The sequence below is a fragment of the Anaerobium acetethylicum genome (assembly GCF_900096945.1).
GTDB lineage: Bacteria > Bacillota > Clostridia > Lachnospirales > Lachnospiraceae > Anaerobium > Anaerobium acetethylicum.
On sequence record NZ_FMKA01000039.1, the window covers coordinates 16549 to 31421 of the forward strand.

11 protein-coding genes, 3 tRNA genes and 1 rRNA gene are annotated in these 14873 nt (G+C 44.0%); 3 read left to right on the top strand and 12 right to left on the bottom strand.

Annotated elements, in window-relative coordinates:
- Positions 1 to 211: 211 nt before the first annotated feature.
- Both BJR36_RS17585 and BJR36_RS17590 read right to left on the bottom strand, forming a co-directional pair.
- Entirely contained in the window at positions 212 to 1228 is a 1017-nt protein-coding gene (locus BJR36_RS17585) for a hypothetical protein (RefSeq protein ID WP_091236746.1), read from the bottom strand.
- 87 nt (positions 1229 to 1315) lie between these two features.
- Complete coding sequence (locus BJR36_RS17590; RefSeq protein ID WP_091236747.1) at positions 1316 to 3919, bottom strand: cation-translocating P-type ATPase; 2604 nt, start codon at positions 3917 to 3919, stop codon at positions 1316 to 1318.
- Positions 3920 to 4371: 452 nt separating this feature from the next.
- Here BJR36_RS17590 and BJR36_RS17595 point away from each other — a divergent pair, with 452 nt between their 5' ends.
- A complete protein-coding gene (locus BJR36_RS17595) occupies positions 4372 to 4596 on the top strand; it encodes an HPr family phosphocarrier protein (protein WP_091236748.1) in 225 nt (74 codons plus the stop codon).
- 331 nt (positions 4597 to 4927) lie between these two features.
- Here BJR36_RS17595 and BJR36_RS17600 read toward each other — a convergent pair whose 3' ends face one another.
- The 5 genes from BJR36_RS17600 to BJR36_RS17620 all read right to left on the bottom strand — a co-directional run bounded on the left by BJR36_RS17600 (position 4928) and on the right by BJR36_RS17620 (position 10087).
- Entirely contained in the window at positions 4928 to 5824 is an 897-nt protein-coding gene (locus BJR36_RS17600; protein ID WP_091236749.1) for a phosphate ABC transporter substrate-binding protein, read from the bottom strand.
- A 231-nt stretch (positions 5825 to 6055) separates the two neighbouring features.
- Positions 6056 to 6766, bottom strand: a complete 711-nt coding sequence (locus tag BJR36_RS17605; RefSeq protein ID WP_091236750.1) for a response regulator transcription factor — start codon at positions 6764 to 6766, stop codon at positions 6056 to 6058.
- Positions 6767 to 6842: 76 nt separating this feature from the next.
- Positions 6843 to 8039, bottom strand: coding sequence for a phosphate ABC transporter permease PstA (gene pstA / locus BJR36_RS17610; RefSeq protein ID WP_091236751.1), 1197 nt, complete (start codon positions 8037 to 8039; stop codon positions 6843 to 6845).
- The gene (gene pstC, locus BJR36_RS17615; protein ID WP_330387988.1) at positions 8039 to 9064 is read right to left on the bottom strand and encodes a phosphate ABC transporter permease subunit PstC; all 1026 of its coding nucleotides are present in this window, start codon (positions 9062 to 9064) and stop codon (positions 8039 to 8041) included. Before pstC ends, pstA begins: the two co-directional genes overlap by 1 nt.
- Positions 9065 to 9694: 630 nt before the next feature.
- The gene (locus BJR36_RS17620; protein WP_091236752.1) at positions 9695 to 10087 is read right to left on the bottom strand and encodes a hypothetical protein; all 393 of its coding nucleotides are present in this window, start codon (positions 10085 to 10087) and stop codon (positions 9695 to 9697) included.
- A 320-nt stretch (positions 10088 to 10407) separates the two neighbouring features.
- On the opposite strand from BJR36_RS17620, the gene BJR36_RS17625 reads away from it, so the two are divergent.
- Both BJR36_RS17625 and BJR36_RS17630 read left to right on the top strand, forming a co-directional pair.
- A complete protein-coding gene (locus BJR36_RS17625; RefSeq protein WP_091236753.1) occupies positions 10408 to 11562 on the top strand; it encodes a trans-sulfuration enzyme family protein in 1155 nt (384 codons plus the stop codon).
- A gap of 14 nt (positions 11563 to 11576) precedes the next feature.
- Positions 11577 to 12752, top strand: coding sequence for a MalY/PatB family protein (locus BJR36_RS17630; protein WP_091236754.1), 1176 nt, complete (start codon positions 11577 to 11579; stop codon positions 12750 to 12752).
- A 199-nt stretch (positions 12753 to 12951) separates the two neighbouring features.
- Here BJR36_RS17630 and BJR36_RS17635 read toward each other — a convergent pair whose 3' ends face one another.
- The 5 genes from BJR36_RS17635 to BJR36_RS17655 all read right to left on the bottom strand — a co-directional run.
- Complete coding sequence (locus BJR36_RS17635) at positions 12952 to 13908, bottom strand: nucleoside hydrolase (protein ID WP_091236755.1); 957 nt, start codon at positions 13906 to 13908, stop codon at positions 12952 to 12954.
- Between the two features lie 367 nt (positions 13909 to 14275).
- Positions 14276 to 14346, bottom strand: a tRNA-Cys gene (locus BJR36_RS17640).
- Between the two features lie 3 nt (positions 14347 to 14349).
- Positions 14350 to 14421, bottom strand: a tRNA-Glu gene (locus tag BJR36_RS17645).
- Between the two features lie 65 nt (positions 14422 to 14486).
- A tRNA-Asn gene (locus BJR36_RS17650) sits at positions 14487 to 14559 on the bottom strand.
- A 115-nt stretch (positions 14560 to 14674) separates the two neighbouring features.
- Positions 14675 to 14873 (bottom strand): 23S ribosomal RNA (locus BJR36_RS17655); the annotation flags it as partial.

Consider the following 14873-nt stretch of genomic DNA (forward strand, 5'->3'; position numbering starts at 1 on the left):
TTGAACAAAACCGCAAAAACATATGAGTCTATATGGCACTGCATCTGCTGAATCTGAACCCCGACTTAAACATCGTCAATAAGCCCCTCCGCATCTTCAAACGGAGGGGCTTACTTATTTCAGCAGGATCCATGCTCCCACCGAAATACCTCGATATGATAATAAGGTTATGGACAGGCCGCATAATCCAAATTCAATTATCCCCTGTGACCTAATTCGCCTGAATAAAAGCCTTCACTTCAGCCGTCAGCACATAGCCATTCTCTGACGCAATCTTCATAAATGCTCCAAGCTTATCCAGATATTCGCTGCCTCTGTCCAGTGACAGGGCTGCCGAATAGGCATTCTTTGCCTCCTCCGACATCTTCCGGCTTCCATAATCAAATAAAGGCGTGTTGTCCAGCCCATTCATGGTGATATGCTCGTAACGCTCATATAGTTCCTTTACCGTCGCCGTCTTCCCTGAATCCGGGTAGCTTTTTAAAAACGCTTCCTGCAGGACTGCACGCTCGACGACCTCGTCCCATCCGATGCCCAGAGCCGCATCCCTTGCGAACCTTTTTCCGGATTCAACTGCCATGATATCGATATAATCCCTGATATCCATTGCTGTATAGGACCCAAACTGCTGATAGATCGAATAATCGATGACAGGGAAGCAGGAGCCTTCTGCCATCTCGATCTTATAGCCGCTCTCCTTAGCTAAAGTTACAAGCGCCTTGAGCTCGCTGTTTTGGATCAGTTCCGGAAGGTTCACTTCCTCCAGGCCAAGACCAGACTGCTGAAAAGCCTCCTGGATTGTCCCTCCATAGAATTTTTCTTCCAGTTCCGCCTGTTTGGCTGTCTGCAGCTCTTCCAGCCTGAGCACCATGGCAGTTCCTTGTTCTTCGCCAACAGACTTCATATTTTCCTGCATGAACAGGATCACTTTGCTCAGCTCCACATCCTCTGCTGAAACCATTCCATTGAACTCCGCCATGATGCGTTCCTTGTCTGCCTCCCCGGATTCTCCCGGTTCTTCCTGATCCGTTTCCTCTGGTTCTGTTTCTTCCGTACCAGTTTCTTCTGTACCCGTTTCTTCTGTACCCGTTTCTGCGGTTGCTTCCTCTTCCGTCTGGGTTTCTTCGGAATCCGCAAGCTTTCCATCACTCTCTTTTGATGTGCATGACGTGGCTGTGCCCATCAGCGCCAGCACCAGAATCCAGGCAACTAATTGATTTTTTCTCATAATAACCTCCTGTCTTGCAGGTACCCAGGACGGCTTCCTGAATATCTGCAAAAAGTGATTTCTGAGTTCTTTTTTACAACTTGATCATTATCTTCTCTTTATCTGGATCATTTTCCCAAGCTGGATCAGTACAGTAGGCATTACTGCAAGCGCAAAAATCATCGCCAGCTGTCCGCCGGTCAGTTCCGCAATTTCGAACAGTCTTTGTAAAACCGGAACAAACAGCACAAGTGTCAGAAGAACTACACCTAAAGCAAACGCATACAAGCTGTACATGTTGTTACGGAATCCAATCGCAAATATGGAATTTTTGCTTCTGCAGTTGAATCCATGGAACAGCCTTGCAAGGGTAAGGGTTGAAAACGCCATCGTGCTTGCGACTGCCTTGCCGCCGTCTGCAAGACCGATATGGAATGCAATCATCGTACAGATCGCGATCAGGCCGCCCTGGACTGCCAGAAGAGCCATAAACTCCTTTGTAAGTATCCCCGTTTTAGGATCTCGCGGCTTCTCATCGAGAAGGTTCGCTTCGGCCGGCTCCATACCAATTGCAATTGCAGGAAGGGAGTCTGTCAAAAGGTTGATGAACAGAAGATGCACTGCATGGAACGGCACCGGAAGCCCAAGAATGCTTGTGTAGAGCACGCTCAAAATACCTGCCATATTTCCCGAAAGAAGGAAATGGATTGCATTCTTGATATTTTTGTATACATTACGTCCATTGGCAACCGCTTTGATAATTGTAGCAAAATTATCATCCGAAAGAATCATTGATGCCGCATCTTTCGAAACCTCTGTTCCCGTGATTCCCATGGCTACGCCGACATCTGCTTTTTTCAATGCCGGAGCGTCATTGACGCCGTCCCCTGTCATCGCAACGATATTGCCGCGTTTCTGCCATGCATTTACGATTCTGATCTTATTTTCCGGGGAAACTCTGGCATATACGGAAATGGATGCAATCTTCTGATCGAGCTCTTCCTCTGACAAAGCATCAAGTTCAACGCCTGTAAGCGCAAGGTCTCCGTCTTCAAAAATGCCGATCTGTCTGGCAATCGCGACTGCCGTCACTTTATGGTCGCCTGTGATCATTACCGGCCGGATACCGGCTCTTTTTGCGTCTGCGACTGCCTTTTTCGACTCTTCCCTTGGAGGATCTACCATGGAAATCAGGCCAAGAAAGATATAGTCGTTTTCACTCTCTAATTTCAGGACATGATCTTCTTCCACTTCCTTATAAGCAAATGCAAGAACACGAAGTCCTTTTTCCGAGAATTCCTGGTTCTTATGGAGAATCTGGTTTTTATCAGCATCTGTAATTTCTCTGATTCCTTCATTTGTCCTGATTTGAACCGTTCTGTCGAGAAGCACATCCAAAGCGCCTTTTGTAAGGATTGTCGGAATTCCGCGAAGCCCATACTTTGTGCTCATAAGCTTCCTGTCAGAATCAAATGGGATTTCATCGATTCTGGGCATCATGTTGCGGATTTCGTCATCTAAAAGCTCAATTTTTCTGGCCATTTCAAGAAGCGCATATTCTGTCGGATCCCCAACAGCCACGCCATTGTGAATGGACGCATCATTGGCAAGGATTGCATCATAGAGAAGGTATCTGTGAAGCTGGTTTTTCAGATCAATATCATCGATTTCAAGCGTCTCTTCACCGACATATACCTGCTGCACCGTCATTTTATTCTGGGTCAGGGTTCCTGTCTTATCCGAACAGATAACAGATACCGAACCGAGGCTCTCTACCGCTTTCAGTTCTTTAATGATTGCATTTTCCCTTGCCATTTTCTGCGTTCCCATGGCCTGTACGATCGTAACGATAGAACTGAGGGCTTCTGGTATCGCAGCTACTGCGAGTGCTACTGCGAACATAAGAGAATCCAGAATGGGCATCTTACGGAACATGCTCAGCGCAAAAACAATGGCGCAGATTACCAGAATGACCATGGCCAGCTTGCTGCTGAACTCATCAAGGCTTACCTGAAGCGGAGTCTTTTTCTCCTTTGTCTCATTCATGAGCGATGCGATCTTGCCGATTTCCGTTTCCATACCGGTTTCCGTTATGAGGACCAAAGCCCTTCCGTAAGTGACAAGGCTTCCCGAAAACACCATGTTGATGCGGTCTCCGAGAGGCATTTCTTCGTCCAGTGTAATATCGCTTTTATCAACATTGGTGGATTCGCCTGTCAGGGAGCTTTCATTTACCTGCAGGGAATAATTGCTGATAATCCTTCCGTCAGCCACGACCATATCCCCCGCTTCAAGCATGAGGATATCTCCCGGCACCACTTCCTTTGAAGGAATTTCAACTTTTTTTCCATCTCTGATCACCTTTGCATTCGGTGCCGAAAGCGATTTGAGGCTCTCCAGGGATTTCTGGGCCTTTTCATGCTGAACCGTTCCAAGAACCGCATTCAGAATAATGACTGCAAGAATTACAATCGTACTTTCCATATTGCCGGAAAGGCTTGAAATCACAGCTGCAGCTACAAGAATCACTACAAGAAAATCCTTAAACTGCTCTAAAAACACCTGCAGCACGCTCTTCTTTTTCGATTCCAGAAGGCTGTTCTCACCTTTTTCTTTTCGGATTTCCAGAACCCGATCTGGCGCCAGCCCCTCCGTAGTTACATTCATTTCCCTGAGGCTTTCCTCCGCCGTTAATTTATACCATTGCTTCATTCGTATCCTCCTTTTTATTCTCTGGCTACCAGTTTTTCTAAAAAAGAATCTGTACTGAATGCTTTCATATAATAGGTCGCAATTTCCTGCTTTACAAAAAAAGACCCTTAATGAATGCAAAGAAAAGCCTTCCTCACAAATTCCATTAAAAGTCTTGTAACCAAAAATTGGCATGCACACCCAGGTGGTATCCCGCGTCTGTTGGATTATGCATTAAAACTACTCCCTTTTATAAAAAAACCGATATAAATCTATCAACTATTATTAATTATATTTTATGGATAAAGATGTGTCAAGGGCGAAGTCATCCTTGCTCCAATAGCCAAAGAACAAAAAGTTAAAAACACCCTCCCATTTTTTACATTCATTTTACCTTCTCCGGACTAGCTTTTTACCTCTCCATGCTATATTAAATGCGTACCAGATCACAACAGATAAAAGGAGATGAACGTATGCAGTTAAGTCTGAATTCAGTAGACAAGGTTAAAAATTTCGTGAATGTCATATCAAAGTTTGAGGATAACATCGACCTGATTTCCGGAAGATGCATGGTGGATGCCAAATCAATACTTGGAATATTCAGCCTGAATCTGGCACGGCCGGTCAGAATCGAATTTAACGGCTCCGAAAACCAGGACTCTATCAAAGAAATGCTGTGTGAATTCGAAGCCGTTTGATCAGTTCACCTAAACATGTTTCTTACACACTTCTTTTCAAATCCACCTTTTAAATTCGGAGTTTCTAAAAATTACACTATAATTTCTTTAGCAGTTCTTAATATAAGAACTGCTCTTTTTCATCTATCCTGCTTCTTAAAATCTCTATCGTACAGGACGGAAGATTATTTGTTTTCATGTAAATAAAACATGAAAACACCTTGCAGAACCGGAGCTCTGAACAGTTACTGTCAAAACACAAAAATACCGGCCAGCTCCAAGTCATGTATCTGACTTTTGGAACTGGCCGGTTGTTATAGTTTACTTCGAATCTGTTTTTTGTTCTGTCTGATTAATCAACTGTGATTGCGTCATGATCTTCCACGCAGATCTGTCCTTCTTCTGAAAGTGCGAATTCAAGGAATGCAAGGCCTGCATCTGTAGCTTTGTCTTCGTAGTAAACGAATAAGAAAGGTCTTGAAAGTTTGTATTCTCCTGCTTTGGCAAGCTCAGCTGTCGGTTCAACGCCATCTACTTTCAACGCTTTTACCGTGTCATCGATGAACGAGAATGATACATATCCGATTGCATTTTCATTTCCTGCTACTGCTGCCTGAACCGGTCCGTTGCCTTCTGATACTGCCGCGCTGCTGGTAAGTCCGCCTGCCTCTGCAACTCCTGTAAGTTCTTCAAATGCGCTTCTTGTTCCTGAACTTTCTTCTCTGGAAACGATGAATATTTCTGCATCTGCTCCGCCAATTTCACTCCAGTTCGTGATTTTTCCTGTATAGATGTCAGATAACTGCTGCATTGTGATATCCTGCACTTCGTTTGCAGGATTTACGATTGCTGCGATTCCATCATAAGCAAATACTTCTTCTGCAAGGGTATCTTCTTTTTCTTCATCCTTCACTTCTCTTGAAGAAGCACCGATGTTGTTTATGCCTGCTTTCGTATCTTTGATGCCTGCTGATGAACCGTTTCCAGTATATTCGATTGTTACATCCGGATTCAGAGCTGTAAACTCGTCAATCATGTCTGTAAGTATTTTTTCTACTGATGTTGAACCGGTGATCACTACTGTTCCGCTGAGCGCTTCTGCTGTTTCTTCTACTTCTTCTGCTTTATTTTCTTCTGTTGTGGTTTCAGTTGCTGCTGCGTCTTCCTGTGTGTTTTCTGATCCACATGCTGCAAGGCTGAATACCATTATGCATGCCATCGCCACTGTAATTAATTTTCTCAATTTCATTTTTCATTTCCTCCTGGAATTTTATTATTTTGTATTTCCCCTACATGAAACAATATATCATGCCTCTGTTAATGGAATATTTTGCGCTTTTAAAGTTTGTGTAAATGAATGTTAATTCTAGTTTAATTGTTAAGATTCCTTATCTCGCGGGGCATTTTTATGCTGATTTTGCATGAAAACCTGAGTTCTGCATGCGCAAAATTGCTGATTCTGCAATTCATTCAATGCAGTTTATGCGAATTTATATCCAACTCCCCGCACAGTCTTTAAATAGACCGGGTTTGTATCGTCCTCCTCTATCTTCTGCCTCAGTTTCCTCATGTGAACATCGATGGATCTGGCTTTTCCACTGCCTTCATGGGCTCCAGTTTTACTCAGAAGAATCTCCCTGGAAAACACCCTCCCCCTGTTTTTTGCCAGAAAATAGAGAAGATTAAACTCCATCATTGAAAGTTCAACCACCTTATCTCCCACTATGACCTCTCTTGTCATCCTGTCTATGGTAATCCGGTCAATCTTTATTTTTTCAGCTTCCTCTTCTCCATTTTCTATGAGCAGATCCACTCTTCCTGATCTTCGCAGCACGGCTTTTACCCTGGCCATCAGTTCATGGACTCCGAAAGGCTTCGTCAGATAATCGTCCGCACCGAGTTCGAGCCCTGTCACTTTAGAGTATTCGTCACTGACGGATGCCAGCATAATGACCGGAATCCTCCCGCATTCCTTGTCCGAACGGATTTCTTTCAGGACTTCTATTCCATCCATTTCCGGCATCCTATAGTCCAGAATAACAAGATCCGGATTTTCTTCCTTAATGATTTCCAATGCACGCCTTCCTTTATTTGTCTGTACCACTTCGTATCCGTCTTCGGTCATATAATGTTCAATCAGATCAAGCACATTTTTTTCATCATCAATTGCCAAAATCTTCTTTTTACCCATTTGCCCACCCTGTTCTTCTTATATGTAATAAAGCTGTTTTTTTAATTCCCGATTGCCAGATTTCCATACCAGCCGGTTATTTTTGCAATCCCTTCTTCGCCAGGAACTTATTCGTAATCAGCTTGGAAGCCACATTGATCAATACGATGATCACGATCAGAACAATACCTATTGCACAGGCACTTGTCAGATTGTTTTCCTCTTTCATCAGGGTGTATGCCTTGATTGTCAGGGTCGCACCGCTGGCCGAGTTGCCAAACAATGCCTGGGGAATCTGGGCTACTGTTCCCGCCGTTAAAAGAAGTGCTGCAGACTCTCCAACGATACGTCCTATGCTTAGCAGAATTGCAACCAGGATTCCCGGCAGCGCATTCGGAAGGACTACCCGGCTTATAGTCTGAAGCTGTGTCGCTCCAAGCCCCAGAGAAGATTCACGATAGGTATTCGGGATCGCCTTAAGTGTTTCCTCCGTTGTTGTAATAATTGTCGGTAAAAGTATAATGCTGACTGTCAGCGCACCTGCAAGCAGGGAATACTGCATCTTCAGGATCTGTACGAAAAATAGAGATCCGAAAAGGCCGTAAATGATTGACGGAATGCCTGCCAGGTTCTGAATGGCAAAATGAATCACTGACATGATTTTTCCCGGCTTCGCATACTCGTTCAGATATACCGCGGCCAGAATGCCGATCGGTCCCGCAATCAGAAGCGAAAGGGCAATCATGTAAAGGGTCGTTACCGCCATGGGAACGATACCTCCGCCGATTCTGACAACCTTAAGCTTTACTGTCGGATCTTCCTGGCCATTGACTTCATCCACGGCTTTCTGCAGGAATTCTGCCTTCGCCTTCTCATCCTCTGCATCGATATCCTTCAGCTCGCTGCTTGCCTTATACCTTCCAATTCTTGTTATGGCATCGCCTTTTTTTACTTCATAAGTGTTTCCATTTTCATCCACTGCCTTTTTCAAAGGGGAATCTTTATCAATTTCAGTAATGGCCAGTGCATTTTCCCCATCAAATGCCAGCGTGATGCCAAGCCTGGATACATAAACCTCTCCATCGTTTCCGGTATCCTCTGAAGCTTCAAGAAGCTCAGTCGTCACATAGGTTGTTTTGTCTTCATACCCCCTGGTCAGGAAATTAATACTGATTCCCGGTATACCCTTGATAAATATGAATCCAATGATGATTGCCAGTATTCCGACCGTTGCTGCAGCCGAAAGGTAAATAAGAACTTTTATTATATTGTCTTTCACTTTTCTTGATAACATTATTTTTCTCCTGCTTTTTGAGTTAATTTGATCAGTGTCATATTTACCATCATTATGAATAGGAAGAGCACCACGCCTGTTGCAAAAAGCATTTCTGACTGCCTTCCGGAGGCATAGCTCATTTCCATTGCTATATTCGTTGTTAAAGGCCTTACCATTGACCATATGCTCTCGGGCATTCCTGCTGTGGGATTTCCAGCTATCATCATAACCGCCATGGTTTCACCGATTGCCCTTCCGATTCCGAGTACCGTTGCCGAAAGTACGCCTGATTTCGCTGCAGGCAGGACGACCTTGAATATTGTCTGCACCTTTGACGCTCCGATTCCCAGCGAAGCCTCCCTGTATGCTTTTGGAACAGCACGTATCGCCGATTCAGAAAGAGACACAATTGTAGGAAGAATCATGATGGAAAGTACTATGATGACCGCCAGCAGGGACTGCCCCTGTACCTGAGGAGTCACCTTCATAATCATAGGCACTACGACTCCGAGACCGAAAGCACCATATAACACAGAAGGAATTCCCGCCAGAATCTCAATGGCCGGCTTCACAATCTTTACAATGCCTTCCGGGGCCACCTCCGCGATGAATACTGCCGTAAGCACGCCGACTGGGACTCCAATCAGTATTGCTCCTGCCGTCGACAGGATTGAGGCTGTTATCATGTAAAAAATGCCATACACACCATTACCTGGAGCCCATACCGTTCCCGTCAGGAAGTCCCTGAGGCTGTATGCATCCGCTCCGACAAAAGGACGTGTTCCCTTGACAAATACAAACACAATAATCGCGGCTACTGACACAACTCCGACCAGGGCGCAGAGAAGGAAAATCGCTTCCACTACTTTTTCCATGATATCCCTCTTTACATTTCGCCTCATGTACTGCAAAGAAATACCAGGCTCGCTTCCCTCCTGGCAGCTTCCTTCATAATCATTGCTATCTGTATCCAGTTTTCCAGGATTTTTCGCCTTCCACTTTTCAATATTCAGCTTATTATCATCTGTCCTACTGCTGCTCACAATCCCATTCTCCATTGTTCCCTCGGTACCTTTCTTATTATTTGTCCGATTACCGTTATCCGTTTCCATACGGCACCGGAATTATCGTTCTATTACGGCTATTCAGAACTACGTTCTTCCAGGAGCTCTCAATAGCTGGGTTCTATTAATCTATCTTACTTTAATAATTTAACATCGGACTGTTAACGAAATATTTTTGTAATATAAACTTTGCGTAAATTTCTGATTAAAGGCGCTTGTATTCTATACGGAGCGTTTCTGTTCCAAAAAACTTTCTTATGAAATGATACCAGGGTCAAAAGGTCATCGTAACCCTCGGCTTCGTCAATTTACACATACGCCATCTGACATCCAGTGATACAAAACATTGTTTAATGAGCAGCTTTATGAAGACGTTGGTATTTGGGCCGCGTATTCTGCGGCCCTATGTACCACTACGTCTTCATCTAAGCGAGAGCGCGCTGCGAATGAACATGTTTTGATTCACGTCCTCATTGGTTAAACTTGTGCAAATTGACGAACACTATTTTGTAAATGAGCTTTTGACTCTCCACTCTTATGAGGAAAAAAATAAGCATGAAAGAAACCCTCCAATCAAGGTATTTCCTTCATGCTTATTTTGTATGAAAACTACTTCAATTTCTTAATAACAATCACCGCAACCGGACCCAGAAATGCACATGCCAGCAATGCAACTATGCCTATATTTCCATAAATCAGATCCAGATTATCGTTTCCTATTCCCATCAGGAAATAGTTCAGCCCAAGGAGCAGCGTCCAGATAACAGCCCTTCTGATCGCATCCGCTCGGGTTCCGGTCTTCAGCAGCAGCGCGAATACGAATGTAGTAAGGCCTGCCGGAACTGCCGTCACCAGAAACTCTCTGCTCATGATCTTCCTCCAGCTCTCTCTGTCTATGCCCTCCGACGGCAATCCAAAAGGAATCGTTACGATAAATTCAAAAATAATGACAACAATAACAACCAGAATCCCGATCAAAACATCCTTCACAAATTTCTTCATAGGTCCTTCTCCTTTATCCAGTTATATTTTCTGATATTTCCCTATCTGTTCTATACTTTATTTATACAACTTCTGCCCTGTCATTTCAACTTGTTTTCACAAATATAAAATTCCAGAATTTACCGCCTTCCATAAATAATCGCCCCCCCTTGTTGTAATACAGCGAAAAAATTTATTGACTCTCGCTCTTGCCTGTTATATATTTATAGTATTCCTATATATTTAATATGATTTATACTGCTATCTGACGATCCTCCGAATTTTTTCGGATGTTGAATATGGAATGCGAATTTGAAAGAAGATGAAGGAGGAGTTTCCAAATGAATAAACCTGTAAATTATGGCTTTCCAACAAAGTGCCTCTATGGCAATCAGATCACTTCGTCCTGTGACAATACAGGCGCCATCAGCTTTCCCATCTATCAGTCAGCGACCTTCGCGCATCCGGGTTTGGGAAACAGCACCGGTTATGACTACAGCAGATTGCAGAATCCCACAAGAGAACATCTCGAAAAAGTCGTCTGTTCCCTTGAAAATGGATATGACGCCCTTGCCTTCTCAAGCGGAATGGCCGCTATTGCCGCTCTTATGGAGCTTTTTAAGCCAGGAGACCATATCATATCCGGAAATGATTTATACGGCGGTTCCATCCGGTTGTTCGACAATATAAACAGGAAAAACCTGATCGAATTTGACTATGCCGATACTGGCAGGGATGACATTACTTCGTATATAAAGCCTTCCACAAAGGCAATCTATGTCGAGACCCCTACCAATCCCATGATGAATGTCACCGACATCCGCAAAACCGCCGCCATCGCGAAAGAATATGGTTTGCTCCTTATCGTGGACAACACTTTTCTTTCTCCCTATTTTCAAAATCCTCTTGACTTAGGTGCGGATATCGTTATTCACAGCGGAACAAAATTCCTTGGCGGCCACAACGATACTCTGGCCGGATTCCTTGTCGTCAACAGCGAAGCATTATCTGAAAAGCTCAGATTTATCATAAAGACCATCGGTTCCGGATTAGCTCCATTTGACAGCTGGCTGATTCTGCGAGGAATCAAGACTTTATCCATCCGCATGGAGAGGCAGGAACAGAATGCCATTGAGATCGCCAGATGGCTTCAGCACAATCCAAAAGTCAGAAATATCTATTTTCCAGGCCTTCCTACCCATCCTGGATATGAAATCAGCAAATCCCAGTCCCGCGGCTTCGGCAGCATGCTCACCTTTGAAGTTGAGGATGCCGAAACAGCCAGTCTCATTCTCAGCCGGGTAAAACTGATCCGTTTTGCCGAAAGCCTCGGCGGCGTGGAAACTTTAATTACATATCCAATGACCCAGACACATGCCGATGTCCCCCAGGCAGAACGAGAGCGAAATGGGATAACGGATACGATCTTACGGCTTTCTATCGGAATTGAAGATATTGATGATCTGATTGATGACTTATCACAGGCATTGCAGTAGATTGGAGGAATACTATGATTACAGATTTTGATGAAATTATCGAGCGCAGGAACACCAACAGCCTGAAATATGATTTTGGAATGGAACGCAAGGGCCGAGACGATTTACTGCCGCTCTGGATTGCCGACATGGACTTCCGTCTCCCCGAAGAAATTCTGGATGATATCAGGAAAGCGGTGTCTCACGGCATTTACGGCTACAGCGAAGCCAAAGACAACTACTTTAATCCACTGCATGACTGGTTTGCAGACCATTTCAACTGGGACGTAAAAAAAGACTGGCTGGTCAAAACGCCAGGCGTGGTCTACGCCATTGCCCTGGCAATCAAAGCGTTCACAAAAGAAGGGGATGCCGTCATGCTGCAGCAGCCTGTCTATTATCCATTCTCTGAATGTATTCTGGACAATAACCGCAGGCTGATCAACAATCAGCTTGCTTATGAAAACGGGCGCTATACGATTGACTTTGAGGATTTCGAATCAAAAATCATAAATAAAAACGTGAAACTGTTCCTGTTCTGCAGTCCCCACAATCCAGTCGGACGCGTATGGACAAAGGATGAGCTTACACGAATCGGAAGCATCTGTCTGAAGCACAATGTCATTGTCTTATCTGATGAAATCCATTGCGACTTCACCTACCCAGGACACACCCATACCGTATTTGCTTCAATCAGGGAAGACTTCGCAAGAAATTCCATCATATGCACCTCTCCAGGCAAAACATTCAATATGGCCGGGCTGCAGATTTCCAATATCTTCATTCCTGACGAAACTCTGCGAAAAAAATTCCTCCATCAGCTCAATGCCAGCGGATACAGCCAGTTGAATACCATCGGGCTCGTTGCATGCCAGGCAGCCTACTCACACGGAGCGAACTGGCTGAATGAGCTCAAAACATATTTAAAAGGGAACCTGGATTATGCCAGAGCATTTATCCATGAACAGCTGCCTGAAATCAAGCTCATCGAGCCGGAAGGCACTTACCTGATCTGGCTTGACTGCAGCGGATTGGGACTCTCCTATAAGGAACTTGAAACACTTGTTACCGATAAGGCCGGACTCTGGCTGGACGGTGGCATTATATTCGGAAAAGAAACAGCTCTATTCGAACGCATCAATATCGCATGTCCCAGGAGTATCCTTGAGCAGGCCTTGACCAATTTAGAACAGGCCATCCATATGCATTGATTATGTTCCATATTATGATGCATCCTCTTTTGAACAGAATATTCCAACATCTATGAGAACATAGTATCTTCACCACTTCAACTCCCGGAGCCCTCGATCTTGAGAGCGAAGATATGTTGCAATGCTGAGGGGCCGTTGCAAAACCAATGACTGATTTATAGTCATTGTCTTGCAACCGCCCCTTCTTATCTTAGAATTTTCAGTTTCCAAAATGATATCGTATCTTCGCAAACATATCTTCAAGAATGACCCTGCTGTCTATACTATGGTAAACGCGAATTGTACGATTTTCACTGACATATTCTCCATAACTGCCATCCGGATTCATTTTTTGTGCACGTCTTTCTTCGCTGTCCCTTGTTTGTGGTGTGATTAACACGCCAACTGCCGGATTATCACCCAGTGACCAGCCTTCTCCGGAACGGATTACCATCGTTTTTGCTGCATTGCTGATATTCTGTGCAAATGGAAGGAAATCAAAACTCATTGCACATTCCAACTCATTGACACGCATTAAATTCTCGACCAGATAATTTCCAATCTCACCACATGGCTTCACCCGTTCAAACAATTCGTGAAAAGAAACCTGCATCATTGTATATGCAGTAAGCGGAATCTGCCATAATTCCATGGAGGAAGACATGATCACATTCACTGCATTGATATCATTTGCGGAATTAAAATCCATGTAGCCTGTGGGATATGGGCCTCCTCCTATCCAGACAGCAAGCAATTTATCCGCTATTTCGGGATTCATCAGATATGCCGATGCCAGATTTGTTATGGCTCCCATATTAAGTACAAATAAGGGACGGTAATCATCTTTCAAAGCTTCCTCTACAATAAAACTTGCACCTTCTGAAATGTTGGCAGTCTTCTCGTCATTTAATGCGCTTTTCGCCCCTCTGAATACAGGTATCTTACCTTCCAGCCCGGTCAGCTGCAAAATCCTTTTAATTTCTTCATAGCTTTTCTCCATGCTATTCTGACCTTCGCTGCTTCCAAACTGTTCAGCAACAATCCCAACCACCTCAAACTTTGGCGTTAACAGGGCGTGGACAATGGCAAACTGATCATCCCCTTCTGCGCAGGCATCCGTATCGATAATTACTCTGATTTTTTTACTATCTGGTACTTTGTATAAATATTCTTTCATGAGGCAACTCTCCTTCTTAAACCAAGTCATCGTAAATATTGATATCCCACATGAATATCTTCTTTCTAAAACAATTATTATTTCTTTTTGCTTGCTTCCGCAATCACCTCAGACCATATTAGCATACCAGACATTCAATCACCATGTAGTAAATTCTTGAAAATCCGGCTTTTTTTATTATTGTAGTTTTCCCTTTTTAGTCAAAGCAGCTATTCACAATCCTCTAAAGCTGCTTGTTCTTACTGTATTACCACTTCGTGGTAGTTCAGCAGGCGCTTTAACTCCAATTGAAACAGGCCTTCACTGTTTTTACAAAAAAAGAGCTTCAAATTCTTAATTAATAAGAATTTGAAGCTCTTTGCAACAAAGGCGACAACCAGATTTGAACTGGTGATCAGGGTGTTGCAGACCCACGCCTTACCACTTGGCTATGTCGCCAAATGACTCCAAGGGGATTTGAACCCCTGTTACCGCCGTGAAAGGGCGGTGTCTTAACCGCTTGACCATGGAGCCGGATACATATAAATTTTACCATATTTAACTACGGATGTCTATATTTATCATAAAGATAAACACAACTCCCTGAGTAGGACTTGAACCTACGACACCGCGGTTAACAGCCGCGTGCTCTACCGACTGAGCTATCAAGGATTATCTCGAAGAATTGCTCTTCACGAAGGCTTATATACCTTCAAAACCACACATTCAAACTATTCAATCATCCTTTTTTGTTCTATCCTATGAACCACTGCACACCTAAGTGCTTATGGTCAAGCCCTCGACCTATTAGTAACAGTCAGCTACACATGTTGCCATGCTTCCACCTCTGTCCTATCCACCTCGTCGTCTTCAAGGGGTCTTACTAGCTTTTGCTATGAGATATCTCATCTTGAGGGGGGCTTCACGCTTAGATGCCTTCAGCGTTTATCCCTGCCGAACTTGGCTACTCTGCCATGCCATTGGTA